At 58.6% G+C, this 23,138-nt stretch carries 20 protein-coding genes and 1 pseudogene; 3 read left to right on the top strand and 18 right to left on the bottom strand.

Annotated elements, in window-relative coordinates; genetic code table 11:
* Nucleotides 1–127 precede the first annotated feature (127 nt).
* From RB216_RS29800 to RB216_RS09090, 3 genes and pseudogenes are all read right to left on the bottom strand, one after another.
* A complete protein-coding gene (locus tag RB216_RS29800; RefSeq protein WP_372514801.1) occupies nucleotides 128–991 on the bottom strand; it encodes a methyl-accepting chemotaxis protein in 864 nt (287 codons plus the stop codon).
* Nucleotides 983–1,753: pseudogene (locus RB216_RS29795) on the bottom strand (MCP four helix bundle domain-containing protein); the annotation flags it as partial. The gene RB216_RS29800 and the pseudogene RB216_RS29795, both read right to left, overlap by 9 nt.
* A 95-nt stretch (nucleotides 1,754–1,848) precedes the next feature.
* Entirely contained in the window at nucleotides 1,849–2,871 is a 1,023-nt protein-coding gene (locus RB216_RS09090; RefSeq protein WP_308908585.1) for an amidohydrolase family protein, read from the bottom strand.
* Nucleotides 2,872–3,011: 140 nt separating this feature from the next.
* Between RB216_RS09090 and RB216_RS09085 the strand changes: the two genes are divergently transcribed.
* Nucleotides 3,012–3,428: an OsmC family protein gene (locus RB216_RS09085; RefSeq protein ID WP_028615722.1), complete on the top strand. Its 417-nt coding sequence runs from the start codon at nucleotides 3,012–3,014 to the stop codon at nucleotides 3,426–3,428.
* Between the two features lie 64 nt (nucleotides 3,429–3,492).
* Entirely contained in the window at nucleotides 3,493–4,359 is an 867-nt protein-coding gene (locus RB216_RS09080) for a pirin family protein (RefSeq protein ID WP_122686747.1), read from the top strand.
* 98 nt (nucleotides 4,360–4,457) lie between these two features.
* Here RB216_RS09080 and RB216_RS09075 read toward each other — a convergent pair whose 3' ends face one another.
* From RB216_RS09075 to RB216_RS09060, 4 genes are all read right to left on the bottom strand, one after another.
* The gene (locus RB216_RS09075) at nucleotides 4,458–5,186 is read right to left on the bottom strand and encodes a dienelactone hydrolase family protein (RefSeq protein WP_308908584.1); all 729 of its coding nucleotides are present in this window, start codon (nucleotides 5,184–5,186) and stop codon (nucleotides 4,458–4,460) included.
* A 191-nt stretch (nucleotides 5,187–5,377) separates the two neighbouring features.
* Nucleotides 5,378–7,282: a molecular chaperone HtpG gene (htpG, locus tag RB216_RS09070; RefSeq protein ID WP_028615719.1), complete on the bottom strand. Its 1,905-nt coding sequence runs from the start codon at nucleotides 7,280–7,282 to the stop codon at nucleotides 5,378–5,380.
* 89 nt (nucleotides 7,283–7,371) lie between these two features.
* Nucleotides 7,372–7,824 carry a PaaI family thioesterase gene (locus RB216_RS09065; RefSeq protein ID WP_038850334.1) on the bottom strand — a complete coding sequence of 151 codons (453 nt, stop codon included), beginning with the start codon at nucleotides 7,822–7,824 and terminating at the stop codon, nucleotides 7,372–7,374.
* Complete coding sequence (locus RB216_RS09060) at nucleotides 7,821–8,297, bottom strand: PaaI family thioesterase (protein ID WP_028615717.1); 477 nt, start codon at nucleotides 8,295–8,297, stop codon at nucleotides 7,821–7,823. The genes RB216_RS09065 and RB216_RS09060 overlap by 4 nt, the downstream gene beginning before the upstream one ends.
* Before the next feature lie 156 nt (nucleotides 8,298–8,453).
* Between RB216_RS09060 and RB216_RS09055 the strand changes: the two genes are divergently transcribed.
* Entirely contained in the window at nucleotides 8,454–8,705 is a 252-nt protein-coding gene (locus tag RB216_RS09055; RefSeq protein ID WP_012723095.1) for a hypothetical protein, read from the top strand.
* A gap of 90 nt (nucleotides 8,706–8,795) precedes the next feature.
* Here RB216_RS09055 and RB216_RS09050 read toward each other — a convergent pair whose 3' ends face one another.
* The 11 genes from RB216_RS09050 to sdhC form a co-directional block, all read right to left on the bottom strand.
* Nucleotides 8,796–9,533, bottom strand: a complete 738-nt coding sequence (locus RB216_RS09050; RefSeq protein ID WP_028615716.1) for a DUF599 domain-containing protein — start codon at nucleotides 9,531–9,533, stop codon at nucleotides 8,796–8,798.
* A gap of 208 nt (nucleotides 9,534–9,741) precedes the next feature.
* Nucleotides 9,742–11,055 carry a branched-chain amino acid transport system II carrier protein gene (brnQ, locus tag RB216_RS09045; RefSeq protein WP_028615715.1) on the bottom strand — a complete coding sequence of 438 codons (1,314 nt, stop codon included), beginning with the start codon at nucleotides 11,053–11,055 and terminating at the stop codon, nucleotides 9,742–9,744.
* A 377-nt stretch (nucleotides 11,056–11,432) separates the two neighbouring features.
* Entirely contained in the window at nucleotides 11,433–12,314 is an 882-nt protein-coding gene (sucD, locus tag RB216_RS09040; RefSeq protein WP_003210566.1) for a succinate--CoA ligase subunit alpha, read from the bottom strand.
* Nucleotides 12,314–13,480, bottom strand: coding sequence for an ADP-forming succinate--CoA ligase subunit beta (sucC, locus tag RB216_RS09035; RefSeq protein WP_016979559.1), 1,167 nt, complete (start codon nucleotides 13,478–13,480; stop codon nucleotides 12,314–12,316). The genes sucD and sucC overlap by 1 nt, the downstream gene beginning before the upstream one ends.
* Nucleotides 13,481–13,684: 204 nt before the next feature.
* Entirely contained in the window at nucleotides 13,685–15,121 is a 1,437-nt protein-coding gene (gene lpdA / locus RB216_RS09030; protein WP_028615714.1) for a dihydrolipoyl dehydrogenase, read from the bottom strand.
* Between the two features lie 106 nt (nucleotides 15,122–15,227).
* Nucleotides 15,228–16,448, bottom strand: a complete 1,221-nt coding sequence (odhB, locus tag RB216_RS09025; RefSeq protein WP_122686743.1) for a 2-oxoglutarate dehydrogenase complex dihydrolipoyllysine-residue succinyltransferase — start codon at nucleotides 16,446–16,448, stop codon at nucleotides 15,228–15,230.
* Nucleotides 16,449–16,492: 44 nt separating this feature from the next.
* On the bottom strand, nucleotides 16,493–19,324 hold the full coding sequence (locus tag RB216_RS09020) for a 2-oxoglutarate dehydrogenase E1 component (protein ID WP_016979562.1): 2,832 nt from the start codon (nucleotides 19,322–19,324) through the stop codon (nucleotides 16,493–16,495).
* 262 nt (nucleotides 19,325–19,586) lie between these two features.
* The gene (locus tag RB216_RS09015; RefSeq protein ID WP_003172807.1) at nucleotides 19,587–20,291 is read right to left on the bottom strand and encodes a succinate dehydrogenase iron-sulfur subunit; all 705 of its coding nucleotides are present in this window, start codon (nucleotides 20,289–20,291) and stop codon (nucleotides 19,587–19,589) included.
* Nucleotides 20,292–20,302: 11 nt separating this feature from the next.
* Nucleotides 20,303–22,075 carry a succinate dehydrogenase flavoprotein subunit gene (gene sdhA, locus RB216_RS09010; RefSeq protein WP_010211741.1) on the bottom strand — a complete coding sequence of 591 codons (1,773 nt, stop codon included), beginning with the start codon at nucleotides 22,073–22,075 and terminating at the stop codon, nucleotides 20,303–20,305.
* Nucleotides 22,076–22,078: 3 nt separating this feature from the next.
* Nucleotides 22,079–22,447 carry a succinate dehydrogenase, hydrophobic membrane anchor protein gene (sdhD, locus tag RB216_RS09005; protein ID WP_003172805.1) on the bottom strand — a complete coding sequence of 123 codons (369 nt, stop codon included), beginning with the start codon at nucleotides 22,445–22,447 and terminating at the stop codon, nucleotides 22,079–22,081.
* On the bottom strand, nucleotides 22,441–22,815 hold the full coding sequence (sdhC, locus tag RB216_RS09000; protein WP_003190005.1) for a succinate dehydrogenase, cytochrome b556 subunit: 375 nt from the start codon (nucleotides 22,813–22,815) through the stop codon (nucleotides 22,441–22,443). The genes sdhD and sdhC overlap by 7 nt, the downstream gene beginning before the upstream one ends.
* Nucleotides 22,816–23,138 lie beyond the last annotated feature (323 nt).

The raw sequence follows: 23,138 nt of genomic DNA, 5'->3' as shown, positions 1-23,138 counted from the left end.
GCTTTTTTGTGGGTAATGGATTTGAGACCGAGTCGGCTTCATCGCAGGCAAGCCAGCTCCCACATTTGAAACGCATTCCCCTGTGGGAGCTGGCTTGCCTGCGATAGCGCCAACTCGGTACCCGGCCCTACACCGAAAATCGCGCCACCATCGTGTTCAGGTCCACCGCCAAGCGCGACAACTCCTGGCTCGCCGCACTGGTCTGATTCGCCCCGGTCGATGTCTGATGCGCCAGGTCGCGGATGTTGATCAAGTTGCGATCCACCTCCCGCGCCACCGCCGCCTGTTGCTCGGATGCGCTGGCGATCACCAGGTTGCGTTCGTTGATCAAGGTGAACGCCGAGGCGATTTCCTCCAATGCCGTGCCCGCCGACTTGGCGATATCCAAGGTCGAGCGTGCTCGCGTATTGCTCTGCTGCATCGAGCTGACCGCCTGATCGGTGCCTTGCTGGATCCCGCTGATCATCTGCTCAATTTCCTGGGTCGACTGCTGGGTGCGATGAGCCAAAGCCCGCACTTCGTCGGCTACTACCGCAAACCCACGCCCAGCATCCCCGGCGCGCGCCGCTTCAATCGCCGCGTTCAACGCCAGCAAGTTGGTCTGCTCGGCAATCGAGCGGATTACGTCCAGCACCTTGCTGATGCCATAAACCTTCTGCGCCAGATCCTCGACCTGCGTCACGTTGTCGGTCACGTCAGTGGCCAGCGCCTCGATCGACATCACAGTCTGATGCACTTGCTCGCGCCCATGCTGGGCAATGCGGTCGGACTCGCGGGACGCCTGGGACGTGGCCACTGCGTTGCTTGCCACCTCCTCCACGGCTGCCGTCATCTGGTTCACCGCCGTGGCGGCCTGCTCGATTTCCTGATTCTGCTGGTGCAAACCACGGGTGGCGTCTTCAGTCACGCAGCTAAGCTCCTCCGAGGCGGACGCCAACTGGTTCGACGACTCGGAGATACGCCGGATGGTATCGCGTAGGTTCTCCTGCATACCCTTGAGCGCCTGCTGCAGACGCGCCGGCTCATCATTGCCACTCACATGGATCTCGCCGGTCAGATCGCCACTGGCCACGCCCTGGGCGACTTTCAGAGACTGGGCCAGGGGCAACACGATGCTGCGTGTCAGCCACACTGCCAGGCCGATGGTAATCAGCGCCGTAAGCACGATCATGCCGACCACCCAGCTGCGCGACTGGCTGAACACGCTTTGCGCCAAGCTTGCAGCTTGATTGGCATTGGCTTTGTTGAGGTTGACCAGTTCGTGCAGGGTCGTGGCCATTTCATCGGCGATCTGGTTCATCTCGCCATTGACCACCCTGATCGCGTCTTCCAGCTGGTTGGCCTTCGAAAACCCCATGACCTGCTCCTGGCGTTGCAGGTATTGCTGCTCCTGGGCCTTGAAGCGATCAAACAGCGTGCGTTCCTCGGGCAGCACAATCAGCGCCTCGTAGAGGGTCTGCGCATGATGCAGGCCGCTTTTCAGCTCGCCCAGTTTCTGTTCGTTCTGCGCCAGCGCCTGCGAATCGCGGTTGACCAGCAGGCGCAAGGTCAGCGCCCGAACACGCAGCAAGTCCTGACTCATCTGCCCCACCGCCATCACGCTGGGCAGCCAGTTATTCTCCACCTGGTCCGATTGCTGGCGCATATTGGCCATCTGCAACAGGGCAAAGCCGCCCAGGGCAAATACCATCAACGCCAATAGGCCAAACCCCAAGCCCGCGCGCGGGGCGATATTCAGACTTCTGATACTCATGCCTTGGCTCCTTCCAATTGCGCTGCATCCATTTGCAGCTGGCTCTTGAAAGGTATCGGCCTATTGCTCGTTTTGCGTAAGACGAAAACGCGATATCAACGTGCTATACCATCGCGGGGCGCTTTAGGCAGGATCGCCAAAAAGTTGTCCCGTGCGACTTTGCGAGCGACGTCCTCCGGCAGGGCATCCAGGAACGGGTCGAAGCGGCGCATTTCCTTACCGAGCTTGTTGAACCGCCCTACAACGTCCGAGCCCAGCATAAACCGCTCCGGGAAACGCTCCACCAGCTTGACCCACTCCGGGCGCGGCTGCCCTGCGTCATCCAGCAAATACGGCGTGAGCATGCTCCAGGACAGGTCGATGTACAGGTTGGGGTAAGCCTCCAGCAGGCGGCTCAGGGTCGGCAGCAAAAAGTCCATCTGCACCTGATGGCGGTGGATTTCCTTGCTGGTGCCGGCGTGGGCCCAGATAAAGCGGGTGTGCGGATGGTTGCGCAGCGGCTCTTCCACTTCAGCCAGGTACAGCGGATTGCGCTCACGCTTGGAGGTGATGTTGGAGTGCAGCATCACCGGCAGGTCGTTTTCTGCCGCCAGGTGATAGATGCGGGTCATGGCTTCGTTATTGGCACGCGGGGTGTCGCCTGCGGTGATGGCGGTAAGGTCGTCATGGCGGGTGAAGACCTCACCGATGCCTTGCCACAGCCCTGGGTTGAGGTCGAGCATGCGCTGGATATGGGCGGCCGAGTTCTTGTCGTTGGGGTTGAAGCCGGACAGGAACGGATGAAAATACTGGCGTTGCTCTGGGCTCAGTTTATTGACCGCTGCGGCCACAATCACATCGGTGGCGCTGTACCAGTAGGCATCGGCATCGTCACCGGCGTAGTAGCGCGGCCGCTTGGGTTCATCTTCGTGCCATTTCTTGGCGACCGGGATGCCGGAAATCATCACATGCTCGATGCGGCTGTCGGCCATGGCCTTGAGCAGCTTGTCCATGCCCGCGGTTTCCTGGAAGAAATCCACGTAATGCAGGTGCGCGTCGCTGTAGGCATAGTCGCGGGCCTGCGCAGCAAGGCTGCTGGCGGTGAGCAACAGGGCAAGCGTCAGGCGGGTCAACGGCACGATAAAACCTCGATAAGGGCTGATACGGGTAGACCTTGCTCAGGCTGCCAGGGTTCATCCGGCAAAAAACGCGGAACACCGAAGTGCCAGCATGCTCTATAACTGCATGACCTTCATCCTGCCACCCTGTGAGGTTTACCATGCCTGTTACCGTGAATACCCTGAACCAGGACAACTTCCGTCATAGCGTCAATATCAATAACCATGAGTTGTTTACCGACCTGCCTAAAAGCCTGGGCGGCGACGATTCGGCGCCCTCCCCCCATGACTACTTCGATGCCGCGCTGGCGTCGTGCAAAGCGCTGACGGTCAAGCTCTACGCGCAGAAGAAAGACATTCCGCTGACCGGCGTGACTGTGGAAGTCACCCACGACGCCACCGAAGAGCAAAAGGGCAAATACAAGCTCAACGTCAAGCTGACGCTCAAGGGCGTGCTCACCGACGAGCAACGCGACGAACTGCACCGTGTGGCAGATCGCTGCCCGGTGCACAAGCTGATGACCACCGCCGACGTCACCATCGAGACAAAGCTGTCGGAAGGCGCCTTCAGCCAATAGCGGCAAGATCCTACCGAGCGGGTTATGCTCAGCAGCATCTAACCCGCTCAGACTGGGACGCACCATGACCACCCTCACCGTGATCCGCCCTCGCCCCGAAGATGTCGAAGGCCAACCGATCCTGCGCCCGCTGCCGTCGCGGGAATGCCGCAGCGTCGGGCCTTTTGTGTTCTTCGACCATATGCTGCTCACTCGTTACGCACCGGGCGATGGCATGAATATCCGCCAGCATCCGCATATCGGGCTGTCGACCCTCACCTATTTGTTTGAAGGTGCGCTGCAGCACAAGGACAGCCTGGGTTCGGATCAGGTGGTGCAGGCCGGTGATGTGAGCTGGATGACGGCCGGCAGCGCGATTGCCCATGTCGAACGCACCCCTGAGCCGCTCAAGGCCAGCGGTTTTAGCCTGCATGGGTTGCAAGTGTGGCTGGCCTCACCCAAGGACCACGAGACCGGGCCGGGACATTACAGCCATCACCCGGCAGCCAGCCTGCCGGTGAGTGACAATCTGGGCGTGCAGATACGCCTGATCGCGGGCGATGGGTTCTGCCTCAAATCGCCGGTGCCGGTGCTGTCGCCCACGCTGTATGCCGAGGTGCAGATGCAAACGGCCACAACCCTGCTGATTCCGGATGAGCATGAGGAACGCGCGGTGTATGTGCTGGAGGGGGAAGCGCAGTTGGACGGCGAGACGCTTGAAGTGCACAGCCTGGTGGTGCTGCCGGCTGGTCAGGAGATGACACTGTTTGCCGAAAGCGATTGCCACCTGGTGGTGTTTGGCGGCGCGCCGCTGGATGGGCCTCGGCGGATCAATTGGAATTTTGTCGCGAGTGATCCAGCGGTGATCGAACAGGCCAGGCAGCGGTGGGCGGCTGGGGATTGGCCGACGGTGCCGGGTGAGTCTGAAAGAATTGAGTTGCCGGTGAGGTAGCATTCGCGAGCAAGCCCGCTCCCACATTTTGACTTGTGAACAGCGTCAAATGTGGGAGCGGGCTTGCTCGCGAAGAGGCCAAAACAGGCGCTGAAAAATCAGCCCTTGAACACTTCATCCAGCAAGTTATGCATCGACTGGAAAGCCCGTTTGGCCGTCTTCGCGTCGTACATCATCTTGCCCGGCACATTCGCATGCGGGTCGGTGAACGAATGCACCGCGCCGCCGTAGCTCAGCAATTGCCAATCCACACCGGCCGCGTTCATTTCATCTTCGAACGCCGGCAGTTGCTCTTTAGGGACCAATGGGTCAGAAGCGCCATGCAGCACCAGCACTGAGCCCTTGATGTTCTTCGCATCCGCCGGGTTCGGCGTGTCGAGGGTGCCGTGGAACGAGATGGCAGCCTTGACCGGCGCACCGGTACGCGCCAGCTCCAGGGAGCAGCACCCGCCGAAGCAGAAACCAAAGGTCGCCAGTTTCGAGGTATCAACCGCTGCCTCAGTCTGGCCCTGCAACTGCTCGAAGGCCGCCTGCATACGCTTGTTCAACAACGCACGGTCGTTCTTCAACGGCATCATCGCCGCACCGGCTTCATCGCCATTCGACGGACGCACGGTCTGCCCGTACAAATCGGCAATCAGCACCACATAGCCCTTGCTGGCGACGCTCTTGGCGATCTCTTCGGCACCCGCACTCACTCCCATCCAGTTCGGCGCCATCAGCAGGCCCGGCAGCGGGCCCTTGTGGCTGGCATCGAACGCGAGACGGCTTTCGTAAGACTGGCCATCAATCTGATAGACCACGGAACGTACTGTGACTTGGCTCATCATTTACTCCAGTTGAGGTGCACTCACAATGTTGCCTTCTGTAGGAGCGAGCTTGCTCGCGAAAAACTCAAGGGCACCGCGTTTACCCAGGATAGGCGCGTTATCGTTGACGTTTTTCGCGAGCAAGCTCGCTCCTACAGTTAAGCGCTAGAACGAAAAAACCCGCCGAAGCGGGTTTTTCTACGTCAGGGTCAAACCGACAGTTCAACCAACAGCTTGTTCAGGCGGCGCACATAGGCGGCCGGGTCTTTCAAGCTGTCGCCAGCGGCCAGGGCCGCTTGGTCGAAGAGGATGTGCGACAGGTCGCCAAACCGCTCTTCGCTTTGCTCGCCGTCGAGTTTCTCGATCAGCGGGTGAGCCGGGTTGAATTCGAAGATCGGCTTGGAATCCGGCACTTTCTGGCCGCTGGCCTCGAGGATCTGGCGCATTTGCATGCCCAAGTCCGCTTCGCCGATGGCCAGGATCGCCGGGGAGTCGGTCAGACGGTGGGAAACCCGCACTTCGCTGACCGCATCGCCCAGGGACGCCTTGATACGCTCAACCAAGCCTTCTTTGGCCTTGGCGACTTCTTCGGCTTCTTTCTTCTCTTCTTCGGAATCCAGGTTACCCAGGTCCAGGTCACCGCGGGCCACGTCGACGAAGGATTTGCCGTCGAACTCGTTGAGGTAGCTCATCAGCCACTCATCGATACGGTCGGTCAGCAGCAGCACTTCGATGCCTTTCTTGCGGAAGACTTCCAGGTGCGGGCTGTTTTTGACCTGAGCGTAGGTTTCGCCGGTCAGGTAGTAGATCTTGTCCTGACCTTCCTTGGCGCGTGCCAGGTATTCGGCCAGGGACACCACTTGCTCGCCGCCTTCTTCGTGAGTCGAAGCAAAACGCAGCAAGCCAGCGATTTTTTCTTTGTTGGCAAAATCTTCCGCCGGGCCTTCTTTCATGACCTGGCCGAAGTTTTTCCAGAAGCCTTTGTATTGCTCAGGCTCGTTCTTCGCCAGTTTTTCCAGCATGTCGAGTACACGCTTGGTCAGCGCCGACTTCATGGAGTCGATGATCGGGTCTTTCTGCAGAATTTCCCGCGACACGTTCAGAGACAAATCGTTGGAGTCGACCACACCTTTGATGAAGCGCAGGTACAACGGCAGGAACGATTCCGCCTGGTCCATCACGAAGACGCGCTGTACGTACAGCTTCAGGCCTTTCGGCGCTTCACGCTGGTACAGGTCGAACGGAGCGCGGGCCGGTACATAGAGCAGCGAGCTGTATTCCAGCTTGCCTTCGACCTTGTTGTGGCTCCAGCTCAGCGGGTTTTCGTAGTCGTGACCGATGTGCTTGTAGAACTCCTGGTATTCCTCGTCCTTGATCTCGGTACGCGGACGGGTCCACAGCGCGCTGGCGCGGTTGACCACTTCCCATTCCTGGGCAGGTGCCTCTTCGCCTTCGGCGGCCGCTTGTTCTTTCGGCAGCTCGATCGGCAAAGCGATGTGGTCGGAGTACTTCTTGACGATGTTGCGCAGGCGCCAGCCATCGGCGAATTCGTCTTCACCGGATTTCAGGTGCAGGACGATGCGGGTACCACGGTCGGCCTTGTCGATAGTGGCGATTTCGAACTCGCCCTCGCCTTTGGACGACCAATGCACGCCTTCGCTGGCGTCGAGGCCGGCACGGCGGCTGAACACTTCCACTTGGTCGGCGACGATGAAGGCCGAGTAGAAGCCCACGCCGAACTGGCCGATCAGGTGCGAATCCTTCTTCTGGTCGCCCGACAGGTTCTTCATGAAGTCGGCAGTACCGGATTTGGCGATGGTCCCCAGGTGGGTGATCGCATCTTCGCGGCTCATGCCGATACCGTTGTCTTCGATTGTGACGGTCTTGGCGTCCTTGTCGAAGCTCACACGGATTTTCAGTTCGGCACCACCTTCCAGCAACTCGGGCTTGGACAGGGCTTCGAAACGTAATTTGTCGACAGCGTCAGAGGCGTTCGAGATCAATTCACGAAGGAAAATTTCCTTGTTGGAATACAGCGAATGGATCATGAGGTGCAGCAGTTGCTTCACCTCGGTCTGGAAGCCCAGGGTTTCCTTTTGAGTTTCCACACTCATGGTCATCAAACTCCAATTGGATGGCAGTGGCCGCGCCCTTGAGGGTTGGCGGCGGGTTGTCATCAAAGTTGGGGGCTAAGACCAGGATTTCAAGGGCGGCTCTGTTCCTCGATCTTGAAATGCGCGCGGGCGGTGGCGATAGGTTCTGCGGCCGTGCTCTGCCAGGCGGTGATAGCCACGTTCGCCACCCGTCGACCCTGGCGCCACACCTGGCATTTGGCATAGGTGTCGCGAAACTGCCCGGCGCGCAGGTAATCCAGGGAAAAGTCGATGATTTTCGGGATGCCCGGCGCGCCCGTGAACACCAGCAGGTGCAGCGCCGCCGACAGCTCCATGAAGCCCGCAATCACGCCACCGTGCAGCGCTGGCAATATGGGGTTACCAATATTGTCCTTGTTGGCCGGCAGGCGGAACAGCAATTCATCCCCCAGTCGCGTGCATTCAATGCCGATGAGCTTGGCGTAAGGAATGAGGTTGAGCAGCGCCTCGTAATCACCGCGCTCATGGGCCTGTTCCAGGCGGGTCTTGAATCGGTGCGTCATGCCTGTTCTCCCTTTATCGCGCTGCCCAATCCTTGTGTGCCCCTGAGGCGTTTGCCCATGCGCATGAACGTGCCCACCACATGGGCGATGGGTTGCTGGGGGTCATCCTGGAAGGCAAAGCCGCGGGTGAAGATGACGTCGGTGGTCACCCGGTAGCATTGGGCGAAGCCATACACGGGTTTGTGGGGCGCAGCGGGATGCATGTAGTCAACGCGCAAGTCGAGGGTCGGGCACACTTCGAATTCCGGCAGCACACACAGGGTGGCCATGCCGCAGGCGGTGTCCATCAGAGAAGTCAGCGCGCCGCCATGGATCACCCCCGACTGGGGATCACCCACTAAATGCGTGGCGTAGGGCATGATCAAGGTGATGCCCTCCTCGCTGGCCTGATGAGCGGTAATGCCCAGCACCTGACAATGGCGCAAGGCCGAAACAAAGCGCGTCGCGCGCTCTAACAGGGGATTTTCGGTCATTCGTTCCAGACTCTTATTAGTGTTAATTCGCGGAAGGGGTGGGTGGGCAAAAGTTCCGGTTAGTCAGCGATTTATATATCTATGGAATAAAAGGAACTAATGCCGAACCGCCATGCTCGAAAGGCCAGTAGATATCTTCAATAAGGAGAAACACCCATGCGCAAGACTTTAGCTATTTCCATGATGCTCGCCGCTGCCCTCGGTCTCGCTGCCTGCGACAAGAAATCCGAAGACAAAGCCCAAGACGCCGCCGCGCACTCTGAGCAAGCTCAGAAAGATATGGCGAAGGCTCAGGATAAAGTGAACGACGCTGCGAAAGAAAACGCCGATGCTGCCAAAGCTCAGGCTGAATCGAACGCAGCCGCCGCAAAAGAAGCAGCACCTGCTACCCCAGCCACCGGTTCTTGAGACCGCGGCTTGAAATAGCCTGGCTGCAAAAAGAAAGCCCGCTTAGATAGCGGGCTTTACTTTGTCTGGGTTTCTATTTGGAGGCCTTAGTTAGCCCACTTCTTTAGCCGGTTCCGGCGGCGGCGCGTCCGTTTGCGTATACACCATCACTTGCAGCACGTCGGAATGAAACTCCCGACGGTACAGCACCAACACCACCCCGCTGCTCATCAACATGAACAACCAGGGGCTGACAAACCACGCCAGCATCGTCATGCCGAAGTAATAAGCGCGCAGGCCGAAGTTGAACTGGTTAGCGGCCATGGAGATCACCCGCGCCGCGCGCAGTGCAAACGCATTGCGCTCCTGTTCCGACACATGCCGCTCACCGATCATCGGCGCCGAACCCACCAGCACCGCCGCGAAGTTGTACTGGCGCATGCACCAGCTGAATGTGAAGAACGCGTAGACGAACACCAGCGCCAGGCACAACAACTTGATCTCCGACATGCCCTGGGACGCCTGCTGCACCATGGGGATATCCGCCAGCAACGACACCGCGCGCTCCGAGGCCCCGAGCACGGTGAGAATACCGGCGAGGATGATCAGGGTACTGGAGGCAAAGAACGAGGCGTTGCGCTCGAGGTTGCCGATCACACTGGCGTCGGCGATGCGGTTGTCGCGCAGCAGCATGCGGCGCATCCAGTCCTCGCGATACAGATGCAGCACGCTGGCCAGGCAGGCCGTGTCGCGGGCTTTCCAGGTGGCATAGCGGGTGTAGCCGCCCCAGCACAGGACGAACCAGAGGGCGGCAAGCAGGTGGATTTGATTGGTCTCGATAAACGACATGCGGGTCCTATTAAGCGGCGATTTGGCAAACACGAGCGATCGTAGGAGCTGGCTTGCCGGCGATGGCAGCATATCAATCACGGAATACGTTGGCTGACACACCGCTATCGCTGGCAAGCCAGCTCCTACAGGATCGTGTTCTATAAGCATAAAAAATGCCCCGTATCGATTGATACGAGGCATTTCCTTGTAACGTAAACCCGCTTGTTTAAGCGATAGCTTCGCTACGCTTGCCGAGCATACGATCAACCACAAACGCCACAGCCAGTGTCATCACCGACGGCACCAGCCACGCCAGGCCCTGCTCGCTCAGCGGCAGGTTGGCCAATTGCGCAGGCATCCAATCCGCGAGGCCAGCGCCCTTGAGCGCATCAATGCAACCAAAGATGAACGACACCAGCATCACCGGACCGACGATGCGCCCCTGCTCCAGCCAGAAGTCTTTGCAGAAGCTCAACGCCACCAGCACGATGCACGGCGGGTAGATCGCCGTGAGTACCGGGATCGAGAACGCGATCAGCTTGGTCAGGCCCAGGTTGGACACGAACAGCGAGAACAGCGCCAGGATCACCACCAGTGTCTTGTAGGACAGCGGCAGGATACGGCTGAAGTACTCGGCACAGGCGCAGGTCAGGCCTACGGCGGTGACCAGGCATGCAAGGGAGATCAGCACGGCCAGGAAGCCGCTGCCCAGGGAACCGAAGGTGTGTTGCACATAAGCGTGCAGCACCGCCGCGCCGTTGCTTGCACCGGCGGCAACCGCGTGGCTGCCAGAGCCGAGGCGGAACAGGCTGATGTACACCAGGGCCAAGCCCACACCGGCGATCAGGCCAGCAATGATCGCGTAGCGGGTGATCAGCTTCGGCGACTCAACACCACGGGACCGGATCGCATTGACGATCACGATGCCAAACACCAGTGCCCCCAGAGTATCCATGGTCAGGTAACCATTGATGAAACCTTGGGAGAACGGCGCAGCCACGTATTCTGGGGTGGCGACACCCACTTCACCGGCCGGCAGGGCAAAGGCGGCGATACCGAGGATGGCCAGCGCAATGATCTTCAGCGGTGCGAGGAAGCGCCCCACGGTGTCCAGCAGTCGTCCTGGGTACAGGGAGACAAAGAACACCACCAGGAAATACACCGAACTGTAGAGGAACAACGCCAGCGGGCTTTCGCCGGTCAACGGCGCCAGGCCCACTTCAAAGGACACGGTGGCGGTACGCGGGGTGGCGAACAGCGGCCCTACCGCCAGATACGCCGCCGCCGCCAGCAGACCACCGGCGATCTTGCCGATCGGGCTGCTCAACGCGTCCATACCGCCGCCGACCTTGGCCAGGGCGATCACAGTGACCACCGGCAGGCCGACGGCCGTGATCAGAAAGCCCAGCGCTGCCATCCAGACGTGAGGTCCGGACTGCAAACCAACGATAGGCGGGAAGATGATGTTGCCGGCGCCCACGAACAGGGCAAACGTCATAAAGCCCAACGCCAGGATATCCTGGCTTTTCAACACTTTCATTTCGGGAAATACCACACTACTGAATCGGAATTTAGAGAGGGATTCCCTATGGATGAGGGAAATACTGCCGGCCCTTATGGGAGCCGACCGGTCTAGCGCGGGGCTTCCTTTTGGGATGCGCACGCATAAAGAGGCGGCTAGGGTACAGAAATTGGCTGACGAACGCACTGTTGCGGGGCGGACTGTCCGATAAGCGACATCTCTATGTCGCGTTTTCATACTTAATCTGGCAATGCAGATAAGTTACTCAGCCATGCCATTCAAAAAACTGTAGGAGCCGGCTTGCCGGCTCCTACAGAAAATGTGGTTACTTAGAAAGCACAAAGGCCACCCGAAGGTGGCCTTTGTGTTGGTGAAGCGTCAGTTAAGCGCGAGGCTTACTTGACAGCCCAACCGGTCAGCTCGGACAAAGCCTTGCCGATGTCTGCCAGCGAACGCACGGTTTTAACGCCTGCGTCTTCCAGGGCAGCAAACTTCTCGTCTGCAGTGCCCTTGCCGCCAGAGATGATTGCGCCAGCATGGCCCATGCGCTTGCCAGCAGGGGCAGTCACACCAGCGATGTAGGAAACAACCGGCTTGGTCACGTGTGCCTTGATGTAGGCAGCCGCTTCTTCTTCAGCCGAACCGCCGATCTCACCGATCATTACGATCGCTTCGGTCTTCGGGTCTTCCTGGAACAGTTTCAGGATGTCGATGAAGTTCGAGCCTGGGATCGGGTCACCGCCGATGCCGACGCAAGTCGACTGACCGAAACCGGCGTCAGTGGTCTGCTTCACAGCTTCGTAGGTCAGGGTGCCGGAACGGGAAACGATACCGACCTTGCCTGGCAAGTGAATGTGACCTGGCATGATGCCGATCTTGCATTCGCCTGGAGTGATCACGCCTGGGCAGTTAGGGCCGATCAGGACTACGCCCAGCTCGTCGCACTTAACTTTAGCGTCCAGCATGTCCAGGGTAGGAATGCCTTCGGTGATGCAGACGATCAGCTTGATGCCGCCGAATGCTGCTTCCAGGATCGAGTCCTTGCAGAAAGGAGCTGGAACGTAGATCACGCTGGCGGTGGCGCCAGTGGCAGCTACAGCGTCTTTCACGGTGTTGAACACTGGCAGACCCAGGTGCTCGGTGCCGCCCTTACCAGGTGTTACGCCGCCAACCATCTTGGTGCCGTATTCGATGGCTTGCTGGGTGTGGAAACTACCTTGCGAACCGGTAATACCCTGGCAGATAACTTTGGTGTCTTTATTGATCAGGACGCTCATTATTTGCCCTCCGCAGCTTTGACAACTTGTTGAGCAGCGTCGGTCAGGCTGGTAGCCGCGATGATGTTCAAACCGCTTTCTGCCAGTACTTTAGCGCCCAGTTCAGCGTTGTTACCTTCAAGGCGAACAACAACCGGGATTTTAACGCCGACTTCTTTCACTGCACCAATGATGCCTTCGGCAATCATGTCGCAACGAACGATGCCGCCGAAGATGTTGACCAGTACTGCAGCGACGTTGGAGTCGGACAGGATGATCTTGAAAGCTTCGGTTACGCGTTCTTTGGTAGCACCACCGCCCACGTCGAGGAAGTTGGCTGGTTTGCCGCCATGCAGGTTGACGATGTCCATGGTACCCATGGCCAGGCCAGCACCGTTGACCATGCAGCCGATGTTACCTTCCAGGGCTACGTAGTTCAGTTCGAACTTGGCAGCGTGCGCTTCGCGCGGATCGTCTTGCGACGGATCGTGGAAAGTCTTCAGCTTAGGCTGACGGTACATGGCGTTGGCGTCGATGTTGATCTTGGCGTCCAGGCAGTGCAGATCGCCGTCAGCCTTGATCACCAGCGGGTTCACTTCCAGCAGGGCCAGATCGTGATCCTGGAACAGCTTGGCCAGACCGACGAAGATCTTGGCGAACTGGGCAACTTGCTTGCCTTCCAGGCCCAGCTGGAAAGCCAGCTCGCGACCCTGGAATGGCTGAGCGCCAACCAGTGGATCGATAGTAGCTTTCAGAATTTTTTCTGGGGTTTCTTCGGCGATCTTCTCAATGTCCACGCCACCTTCGGTGGAAGCCATGAACACGATGCGACGGCTCGAACGGTCAACGACAGCGCCCAGGTACAGCTCTTTAGCGATATCAGTGCACGATTCAACCAGGATCTTGGTGACTGGCTGGCCATTGGCATCAGTCTGGTAAGTCACCAGACGCTTGCCCAGCCACTGCTGTGCGAAGGCCTTGGCGTCTTCTTTGCTGCGAACCAGCTTAACGCCGCCCGCTTTACCGCGACCACCGGCGTGGACCTGGGCTTTGACAACCCACTCGCTGCCGCCGATTTTGTCGCAAGCTTCTGCTGCTGCTTCCGGGGTGTCTACTGCGTAGCCCTTGGAAACTGGCAGGCCGTATTCAGCGAACAGCTGCTTACCCTGATACTCGTGAAGATTCATGCTTTTTACCGTCTTCGTTAGGTACTGCGCATTCGGCGCTGCGCTCATTATGAGTGCCGCGCCACCTGTGACTGCTGCTTGCGCAACTTGCGGGGCTCAAGGCCCGTAAAGCTGCGCAAGACTGCGTCCAGCGGATATTCCGCGGTGAGTCTTGCGCGCAAGGCTCACGACGGGCAACTCCGCCGTGGTTTCTTATTATCTCGCTTAGCGCTTCTTCTTGTTGGCGATGTGGATGGCGCCGCCATTCACTGCCAACGCGGCTTCATGCAGCGCTTCGGACAGGGTCGGATGGGAGAAGACCATCATGCCCAGATCCTCGGCACTGGTGCCGAATTCCATACCGATCGCGCCTTGCTGAACCAGTTCTGCAGCGCTTGGGCCAATCACGTGGACGCCCAATACGCGGTCAGTCTTGGCATCAGCGATGACCTTGACAAAACCACCGGTGTCGTTGGCTGCCATGGCACGGCCAGAAGCGGCGAACGGGAAGGTGCCGACGTTAACTTCAACGCCTTCAGCTTTCAACTGCTGTTCGTTCTTGCCGACCCATGCAATTTCCGGGTGGGTGTAGATAACCGATGGGATCAGGTCGTAGTTCATCTGGGTCTTGTGGCCCTTGATGCGCTCGACAACCATGATGCCTTCTTCGGAAGCCTTGTGCGCCAGCATCATGCCACGCACCACGTCGCCGATGGCGTAGACGCCAGGCACGGTGGTCGCGCAGTGATCGTCAACGTGCACATAACCGCGCTCGTCGAGGGTCACGCCGCTGTCAGCTGCCAGCAGGTCGGTGGTCACTGGACGGCGACCCACGGCTACGATCAGCTTGTCGAAAGTGATGGTTTTTTCACCATCCTTGTCGGTGTAGTTGACGACAACTTCTTCACCGTTGACTTTCGAGCCGGTCACGCGAGCGCCCAGCTTGATGTCCAGACCTTGTTTGGTCAGGGTTTTCAGCGCCTCTTTCGACACAGCGGTGTCGGCAGCCAGCAGGAACGTGTCCAGGGCTTCCAGCACGGTGACTTCGGAACCCAGGCGGGACCATACCGAACCCAGCTCCAGGCCGATTACGCCAGCGCCGATCACGCCCAGACGCTTAGGTACTGCTTGGAATTCCAGGGCGCCAGTCGAATCAACGATCACGTTCTGGTCAACTGGAGCAGGCGGGATGTCGATTGGACGCGAACCTGGGGCCAGGATCACGTTCTCGGCTTCGATGATTTCGGTCGAGCCGTCTGGCTTGGTGATTTCAACTTTCTTGCCAGCCAGCAGCTTGCCGTGGCCTTGCAGGGAAGTCACGCCGTTGGCCTTGAACAAGGTGGCAACGCCGGAAGTCAGGCCTTTAACGATGTTGGCTTTACGGCCGACCATTGCTGGCACGTCCATGGTCACGCCAGCATGGTTGATGCCGTGGATCGCGAAGCCGTCTTGGGCTTCGTGGAATTTCCAGGAGCTGTCCAGCAGCGCCTTGGAAGGAATGCAACCGACGTTCAGGCAAGTACCGCCCAGTGCCAGTTTGCCTTCCTTGTCGGTGTATTTTTCGATGCAAGCAGTCGAGAGGCCCAGTTGTGCGGCCTTGATGGCAGCAACGTAGCCGCCAGGACCTGCACCAATCACTACGACGTCAAATTTCTGTGTCATGAAAATAGATCCTCTATTAGCTTCAAGCTTCAAGCTCGGAGCTTCAAGCTGCAAGCCAAACTGCGTTTACTTGCAGCTTGTAGCTCGCAACTTGAAGCTGCTTCAATCAAATATCCAGAAGAAGACGAGCCGGGTCTTCCAGCAGGTTCTTGATGGTCACCAGGAAAGTCACGGCTTCTTTACCATCGATCAGGCGGTGATCGTACGACAGCGCCAGGTACATCATTGGGCGGATCACGACTTGGCCGTTGATGGCCATCGGACGCTGGATGATGTTGTGCATGCCCAGGATTGCCGCTTGTGGTGGGTTGACAATCGGCGTCGACATCATCGAACCGAAGGTACCACCGTTGGTGATGGTGAAGGTACCGCCGGTCATCTCGTCGATGGTCAGCTTGCCGTCACGGGCTTTCTTGCCGAAGGTGGCGATGCCGCCTTCGATTTCAGCCAGGCTCATCAGTTCGGCGTTACGCAGTACTGGAACCACCAGGCCACGGTCGCTGGACACGGCAACGCCGACGTCGGCGTAGCCATGGTAAACGATGTCGTTGCCGTCGATGGAAGCGTTGACTGCCGGGAAGCGTTTCAGCGCTTCGGTGGCCGCTTTCACGAAGAAGGACATGAAGCCCAGGCGCACGCCGTTGTGGGACTTCTCGAACAGATCCTTGTACTTCGAACGCAGGGCCATGACTTCGGTCATGTCGACTTCGTTGAAGGTGGTCAGCATCGCCATGTTCGACTGGGCTTCAACCAGACGCTTGGCCACGGTGGCACGTACGCGAGTCATCGGAACGCGCTTCTCGGTGCGGTCGCCAGCGGCGAACACAGGAGCAGCGGCGGCCGGGGCAGCAGCCTTGGCAGGTGCGGCAGCTGGAGCGTTTTTCTTGGCTTCAACAGCAGCAACCACGTCTTCCTTGGTGATGCGACCGTCTTTGCCGGTGCCTTTGACGGACGCCAGGTTGATGCCGTTCTCTTCAGCCAGCTGACGGGCAGCCGGTGCAGCGATCGGGTCTTCAGCGCCAGCAGCCGGAGCGGCGGCAGGAGCAGCGGCGGCTGCCGGTGCAGCAGCAGGAGCAGCGGCAGCAGCGCTGCCCTCTTCGATCGAGCCCAGTACCTGGTTCGACAGAACGGTAGCGCCTTCTTCGGCAACGATTGCGCCCAGCACGCCGTCAGCTTCGGCCAATACTTCCAGCACGACTTTGTCGGTCTCGATGTCAACGATCAGGTCGTCACGCTTTACAGCGTCGCCTGGTTTCTTGTGCCAAGTGGCAACGGTGCCATCGGCAACCGATTCCGGGAATGACGGGGCTTTGATTTCGATAGCCATTATCTGTGTGTCCTTAAAATTCGGTTTCAGTCAGCGCGAAGGCGTTAAACAGTAAAAGCATCTTGCAGCAGTTTTTCCTGCTGCTCGGCGTGCATCGACGCATAACCACATGCAGGTGCAGCAGAAGCATCGCGACCGGCGTACTCCAGGTTCAGCGCCTTGTTGTGGTTACCCATGCTGCGACGCAGGTGATGCTGGCTGCTGTACCACGCGCCCTGGTTCATCGGTTCTTCCTGGCACCACACCACGTTGGTGAGGTTGGTGTAAGGCGCGATGGCCTCCATCAGGTCGTCTTCCGGGAACGGGTAAAGCTGCTCGATACGCACGATGGCGATGTCTTCGCGGCCTTCGGCACGACGTTTTTCCAGCAGGTCGTAGTAGACCTTGCCGCTGCACAGGACCAGGCGAGTCACCTTGGCTGCGTCCAGCGTGTCGATTTCTGGAATAACAGTCTGGAACGAACCATCAGCCAGATCTTCCAGGGTCGAGATGGCCAATTTATGACGCAATAGCGACTTCGGTGTCAGCACTACCAGCGGCTTGCGCAGCGGGCGGATCACCTGGCGACGCAGCAAGTGGTAGATCTGGGCCGGGGTAGTCGGCACGCACACCTGGATGTTGTGCTCGGCGCACAGCTGCAGGTAACGCTCCAGACGGGCCGAGGAGTGCTCAGGACCCTGACCTTCATAACCGTGTGGCAGCAGCATGGTCAGACCGCACAGGCGACCCCACTTGTGCTCGCCGCTGGTGATGAACTGGTCGATTACCACTTGGGCGCCGTTGGCGAAGTCGCCGAACTGGGCTTCCCAGATCACCAGCGCGTTTGGCGTGGTGGTCGAGTAACCGTATTCGAACGCCAGAACCGCTTCTTCGGACAGGAACGAATCGTACAGATCGAAACGTGGCTGGCCTTCGTACAGGTTCTGCAACGGGATGTAGGTGCCCGCGTCTTTCTGGTTGTGCAATACCGCGTGACGGTGCGAGAACGTACCACGACCGATGTCCTGGCCGGTCATGCGGATCGGGTGACCTTCGAACGCCAGGGTCGCGTACGCCATGGTTTCGGCGTAACCCCAGTTGATCGGCAGGCCGCCGGCTTGCATCTTCTGACGATCTTCGTAGATCTTCGCCACCTGGCGCTGAACCACAAAGCCTTCTGGAATTTCCAACAGCTTGGCGGACAATTCCTGCAGGGTTTTCAGATCGAACGAGGTGTCGTGACGCGCAGTCCAGGCGTGGCCCAGGTACGGACGCCAGTCCACGAACAGCTCTTTATTCGGCTCTTTAACCAGGCTTTTCACTACGTGCAGACCATTGTCCAGCGCGTTGCGGTATTCATCGACCTTGGCCTGAACACGCGCATCGTCAACCACACCGGCCTTGGTCAGGCTTTCGGCGTACAGCTCACGGGTGGTGCGCTGCTTGGTGATTTGCTGGTACATCAACGGCTGGGTGCCGCTTGGTTCGTCAGCTTCGTTGTGACCGCGACGGCGGTAGCAGACCAGGTCGATCACGACGTCACGCTTGAACTGCATGCGGTAGTCGATGGCGAGTTGGGTCACGAACAGCACAGCTTCCGGATCATCGCCATTCACATGGAGGATCGGCGCCTGGATCATCTTGGCAACGTCGGTCGCGTACTCGGTGGAGCGCGCGTCCAGCGGATTGCTGATGGTGAAACCTACCTGGTTGTTGATGACGATGTGAACCGTACCGCCAGTCTTGAAGCCGCGTGTCTGCGACATCTGGAACGTTTCCAGGACCACGCCTTGACCGGCAAATGCCGCGTCACCGTGGATGGAAATTGGCAGAACTTTTTCACCGGTGGTGTCGTTACGACGATCCTGGCGAGCACGGACCGAACCCTCGACCACTGGAGAAACGATTTCCAGGTGGGATGGGTTGAAGGCCATGGCCAGGTGAACTTCACCGCCGGTAGTCATCACGTTGGACGAGAAGCCCTGGTGGTATTTAACGTCACCGGAACCCAACTCGACCTTCTTCTTGCCTTCGAACTCGTCGAACAGCTCACGCGGGTTCTTGCCGAAGGTGTTGACCAACACGTTCAGGCGACCACGGTGGGCCATGCCGATCACGATTTCCTTGGTGCCGTAGGAACCGGAACGCTGGATCAGCTCGTCGAGCATCGGGATCAGGCTTTCGCCGCCTTCCAGGCCGAAACGCTTGGTGCCCGGGTATTTGGTACCCAGGTATTTTTCCAGGCCTTCGGCAGCGGTTACGCGCTCAAGCAGGTGGCTGCGTACGTCAGCGGACAATACCGGACGACCACGCACACCTTCCAGGCGATGCTGGAACCAGTGGCGTTGCTCGGAATCGGTGATGTGCGTGAACTCAGCGCCGATGGTGCGGCAATATGTCTGCTGCAACGCTTCGTGAATTTCGCGTAGGCTCGCTTCCTCTTTGCCGATGAACAGGTCGCCGGCACGGAAGGTCGTATCAAGATCGGCATTGGTCAAGCCGTAATGATTGATCGACAGGTCAGCAGGTGCAGGACGCTTCCAGAGCCCCAGCGGGTCAAGCTGGGCCGCCTGGTGGCCGCGCATCCGGTAGGCCTGGATCAGTCGCAATACTTCAACTTGCTTCTTCTCGTGCTCACTGCTCACGCTCCCGGCGGAAACCGGTTGGGCGCGGCGCTGGTTCTTTGCCAGCAGCACAAATTGATCGCGAATCGTTGCGTGCGATACATCGGTGGCAGCGTTGCCGTCTGAAGACAACGTCTGAAATTTGGTGCGCCATTCTTCTGGCACAGCGTTAGGGTCGTGCAGGTAGAGCTCATAAAGCTCTTCCACATAGGCAGCGTTACCACCTGAAAGATAGCCGCTGTTCCACATGCGCTGCATCACGCTTTCTTGCATGCTTGGTCACCCTCGATTTGGGGACACCACCGGCGAAAACACCGAGTTTGCTTGCAAACGGCCAAGTGCAGCGACCAAAACAAGCCACTTAGGATCACGCTGATAGTTCGGGTACCAACCCGAATGCCCCTGCTTGTCTCATTTCTTCAAAATAAGAGCCGCGGCTTTGTAAGTCGCTGCTCAAGTTAAAACTACGGCGCCGGTTGAAGCCTGCGCCGTAGCATTTACGGGCACAACGGTCCTGCTTTTACTACAACGTCAGTTACACGCCGCTCTGCAGCAGCATGTTACGGATGTGACCAATGGCCTTAGTCGGGTTCAGGCCTTTGGGACATACGTTGACGCAGTTCATGATCCCGCGGCAGCGGAATACGCTGAACGGGTCATCCAGCGAAGCCAAACGCTCGGACGTCTTGGTATCACGGCTGTCTGCCAGGAAGCGGTACGCTTGCAGCAGGGCAGCAGGGCCCAGGAACTTGTCCGGGTTCCACCAGAAGGACGGGCACGAAGTCGAGCAGCAAGCGCACAGGATGCACTCGTACAGACCGTCGAGCTTCTCGCGCTCTTCCGGGGACTGCAGACGCTCGATGGCCGGAGCCGGCGTGTCGTTCTGCAGGAACGGCTTAACTTTCTCGTATTGCTTGTAGAAGATGCTCATATCGACAACCAGGTCACGGATAACCGGCAAACCTGGCAGTGGACGAACGATCAGCTTGTTGCCTTTGACCACGGCGGACAGCGGCGTGATGCACGCCAGGCCGTTTTTGCCGTTGATGTTCATGCCGTCGGAACCGCACACACCTTCACGGCAAGAGCGACGATAGGAGAAACCTTCGTCCTGCTCTTTGATCAGTGCCAATACATCCAGCACCATCAGGTCTTTACCACCGGTATCGACCTGGAATTCCTGCATGAACGGCGCGGCGTCCTGATCAGGGTTGTAGCGGTAAACACTGACTTTCAACATGGCAGCCACCCTTAGTAAGTCCGAATTTTCGGTTCAAACGTCGGAACCGTCTTCGGCGAGAAGTTCACGGCACGCTTGGTCACGCGCTTGTCACCCGGGAAGTACAGGGTGTGGCACAACCAGTTTTCGTCGTCGCGATCTTCAAAGTCTTCACGGGCGTGGGCACCACGGGATTCCTTACGAACCTCGGCGGCGATTGCAGTCGCTTCGGCCACTTCCAGCAGGTTTTGCAGTTCAAGGGCTTCGATACGAGCGGTGTTGAACGCCTGGCTCTTATCGTTGATCTTGACGTTGGCGATGCGCTTGCGCAGGTCAGCCAGCTGGGCGATACCCTTCTGCATGTATTCGCCGGTACGGAATACACCGAAGTAGTTCTGCATGCAGCTTTGCAGTTCGCGACGCAGGGTAGCCACGTCTTCGCCATCAGTGCGCTCGTTCAGAGCGTTCAGGCGCGCCAGGGCGGCCTCGATGTTGGCGTCGGTAGCGTCGTCGTATTCGATGCCGTCGGTCAGCGCCTTTTCCAGGTGCAGGCCGGCAGCACGGCCGAAGACCACCAGGTCGAGCAGCGAGTTGCCGCCCAGGCGGTTGGCGCCGTGAACCGATACGCACGCCACTTCGCCTACAGCGAACAGACCGTGGATGATCTCGTCCTCGCCTTCGGCGTTCTGGGTGATCGCCTGGCCATGAATGTTGGTCGGCACGCCGCCCATCATATAGTGGCAAGTCGGAACAACCGGCACCGGAGCAACCACCGGGTCAACGTGAGCAAAGGTCTTGGACAGCTCACAGATACCTGGCAGACGGCTGTGCAGTACTTCTTCGCCCAGGTGATCGAGCTTCAGCAGTACGTGGTCGCCATTCGGGCCACAGCCGTTGCCGGCAATAATCTCTTTAACCATCGAACGAGCCACAACGTCACGACCCGCCAGGTCTTTCGCGTTCGGAGCATAACGCTCCATGAAACGCTCGCCGTGCTTGTTGATCAGGTAACCGCCTTCACCACGGCAACCTTCTGTAACCAGTACACCAGCGCCAGCGATACCGGTCGGGTGGAACTGCCACATTTCGATGTCTTGCACCGGTACGCCAGCACGCAGTGCCATGCCGACGCCGTCACCGGTGTTGATCAGGGCATTGGTGGTCGACGCGTAGATACGGCCTGCACCGCCGGTCGCCAGCACGGTAGCCTTGGCGCGGATGTAGGTGGTTTCACCGGTTTCGATGCAGATGGCGATTACACCGACGAATTCGCCCTGGGCGTTTTTCACCAAGTCGACCGCGTAGTACTCGTTCAGGAACGTGGTACCGGCTTTCAGGTTGCCCTGATAAAGGGTGTGCAACAGCGCGTGACCGGTACGGTCGGACGCGGCGCAGGTACGGGCAGCCTGCCCGCCTTTACCGTAATCCTTCGACTGGCCGCCGAATGGACGCTGGTAGATACGGCCTTGCTCGGTACGGGAGAACGGCAGACCCATGTGGTCCAGCTCGAACACCGCGGCCGGGCCTTCCTGACACATGTATTCGATCGCGTCCTGGTCACCGATGTAGTCGGAACCCTTGACGGTATCGTACATGTGCCAGCGCCAGTCATCGTTCGGGTCGGCGGAGGCGATGGCGCAGGTGATGCCACCCTGGGCCGATACGGTGTGGGAACGGGTCGGGAACACCTTGGTGATCACGGCAGTCTTGTGACCGCCCTGGGCCAGCTGCAGCGCAGCGCGCATGCCAGCACCGCCGCCACCAATAATGATGGCGTCGAATGAAATAGTTGGAATGTTAGCCATGAATCAGATACCCCAAAGAATCTGCACACCCCAGACGAAGTAAGCGAACATCGCGACGCCGCATACTGCCTGGAAGAGGAAACGTACTGCAGTCGCGGACTTGCCCAGCGCCATCGGCGTCAGGTAGTCGGTCGCGATGGTCCACATGCCTACCCAGGCGTGTGCGCCCAGGGCAACAAGGGCCAGCAGACTGAAGATTCGCATCGCATTGTGGGAAAACAGGCCGTGCCATTGCTCATAGCCGATGCCCGGGTTTGCGACGAGGTATCCGATCAGGAAAATGAAATAAGCCGCGAGAACGACCGCAGACACACGCTGTGCCATCCAGTCATAGAGGCCCGAACGCGAAAGGTTCGTAACGCTGGTTACCATATCCAAACTCCTGCCAGAACGATCAGCACCACGGAAATGGCGATGATGATTTTCGAGCCCAGGCGGCCGCCTTCCAGCGTCTCACCGATGCCCATGTCCATGATCAAGTGGCGCACACCGGCTACCAGGTGATACAGAAGAGAAGACAGGAGGCCCCATGCTACGAACTTGGCCAGCGGGCTGGTCAAGCATGCCTTCACCTCGGCGTATCCTTCCTCGGAACCCAGGGATTTGCTCAATGCATAAAGCATGATGCCCAAGCCCAGGAACAGGATGATGCCGGAAACACGGTGCAGGAACGACGTAACGCCGGTGATGGGGAGTTTGATGGTCCTTAGGTCTAGGTTTACAGGTCGTTGGCTATTCACGGCTTTTTTTCACACTGAAGAGCCCCTAACAATCAGGGCAAAGTTGTTGGGGAGTGCACTGGTCAGGTAAGCACCACCCAGGGAGTGCGACCCCCAATGAAAGCAAGCCCAAAAGCCCTTGGCGGTCGGTGGCCGAGTATAGACAGTTAGGTTACTAATGACAACGCGCACTCCTCACCCTAATAGCGGATTGCGCTGGGGGAATAAAAGGCGTAAATGGCAGGCAATTTCGAGGAAAAAGTACGGTTAAAGCCTTCTGCTGCAAGACTTTAGGCAAATTGACATCTGGATTTATATCAATATAGTGGTGCGGGCCCTGCGTG

It is taken from the genome of Pseudomonas canadensis, assembly GCF_030980095.1.
GTDB lineage: Bacteria > Pseudomonadota > Gammaproteobacteria > Pseudomonadales > Pseudomonadaceae > Aquipseudomonas > Aquipseudomonas canadensis.
The sequence above is the reverse complement of the archived record's forward strand: the minus strand, read 5'-3'. Positions and strand labels throughout refer to the sequence as shown.

What these genes read in the sequence shown, in the direction of transcription:
- RB216_RS29800 (WP_372514801.1), bottom strand. Translation starts at nt 991, where the DNA reads ATGCAGGAGAACCTACGCGATACCATCCGGCGTATCTCCGAGTCGTCG.
- RB216_RS09085 (WP_028615722.1), top strand. Translation starts at nt 3,012, where the DNA reads ATGCCTGTTACCGTGAATACCCTGAACCAGGACAACTTCCGTCATAGC.
- RB216_RS09080 (WP_122686747.1), top strand. Translation starts at nt 3,493, where the DNA reads ATGACCACCCTCACCGTGATCCGCCCTCGCCCCGAAGATGTCGAAGGC.
- RB216_RS09075 (WP_308908584.1), bottom strand. Translation starts at nt 5,186, where the DNA reads ATGAGCCAAGTCACAGTACGTTCCGTGGTCTATCAGATTGATGGCCAG.
- htpG (WP_028615719.1), bottom strand. Translation starts at nt 7,282, where the DNA reads ATGAGTGTGGAAACTCAAAAGGAAACCCTGGGCTTCCAGACCGAGGTG.
- RB216_RS09065 (WP_038850334.1), bottom strand. Translation starts at nt 7,824, where the DNA reads ATGACGCACCGATTCAAGACCCGCCTGGAACAGGCCCATGAGCGCGGT.
- RB216_RS09060 (WP_028615717.1), bottom strand. Translation starts at nt 8,297, where the DNA reads ATGACCGAAAATCCCCTGTTAGAGCGCGCGACGCGCTTTGTTTCGGCC.
- RB216_RS09055 (WP_012723095.1), top strand. Translation starts at nt 8,454, where the DNA reads ATGCGCAAGACTTTAGCTATTTCCATGATGCTCGCCGCTGCCCTCGGT.
- RB216_RS09050 (WP_028615716.1), bottom strand. Translation starts at nt 9,533, where the DNA reads ATGTCGTTTATCGAGACCAATCAAATCCACCTGCTTGCCGCCCTCTGG.
- brnQ (WP_028615715.1), bottom strand. Translation starts at nt 11,055, where the DNA reads ATGAAAGTGTTGAAAAGCCAGGATATCCTGGCGTTGGGCTTTATGACG.
- sucD (WP_003210566.1), bottom strand. Translation starts at nt 12,314, where the DNA reads ATGAGCGTCCTGATCAATAAAGACACCAAAGTTATCTGCCAGGGTATT.
- sucC (WP_016979559.1), bottom strand. Translation starts at nt 13,480, where the DNA reads ATGAATCTTCACGAGTATCAGGGTAAGCAGCTGTTCGCTGAATACGGC.
- lpdA (WP_028615714.1), bottom strand. Translation starts at nt 15,121, where the DNA reads ATGACACAGAAATTTGACGTCGTAGTGATTGGTGCAGGTCCTGGCGGC.
- odhB (WP_122686743.1), bottom strand. Translation starts at nt 16,448, where the DNA reads ATGGCTATCGAAATCAAAGCCCCGTCATTCCCGGAATCGGTTGCCGAT.
- RB216_RS09020 (WP_016979562.1), bottom strand. Translation starts at nt 19,324, where the DNA reads ATGCAAGAAAGCGTGATGCAGCGCATGTGGAACAGCGGCTATCTTTCA.
- RB216_RS09015 (WP_003172807.1), bottom strand. Translation starts at nt 20,291, where the DNA reads ATGTTGAAAGTCAGTGTTTACCGCTACAACCCTGATCAGGACGCCGCG.
- sdhA (WP_010211741.1), bottom strand. Translation starts at nt 22,075, where the DNA reads ATGGCTAACATTCCAACTATTTCATTCGACGCCATCATTATTGGTGGC.
- sdhD (WP_003172805.1), bottom strand. Translation starts at nt 22,447, where the DNA reads ATGGTAACCAGCGTTACGAACCTTTCGCGTTCGGGCCTCTATGACTGG.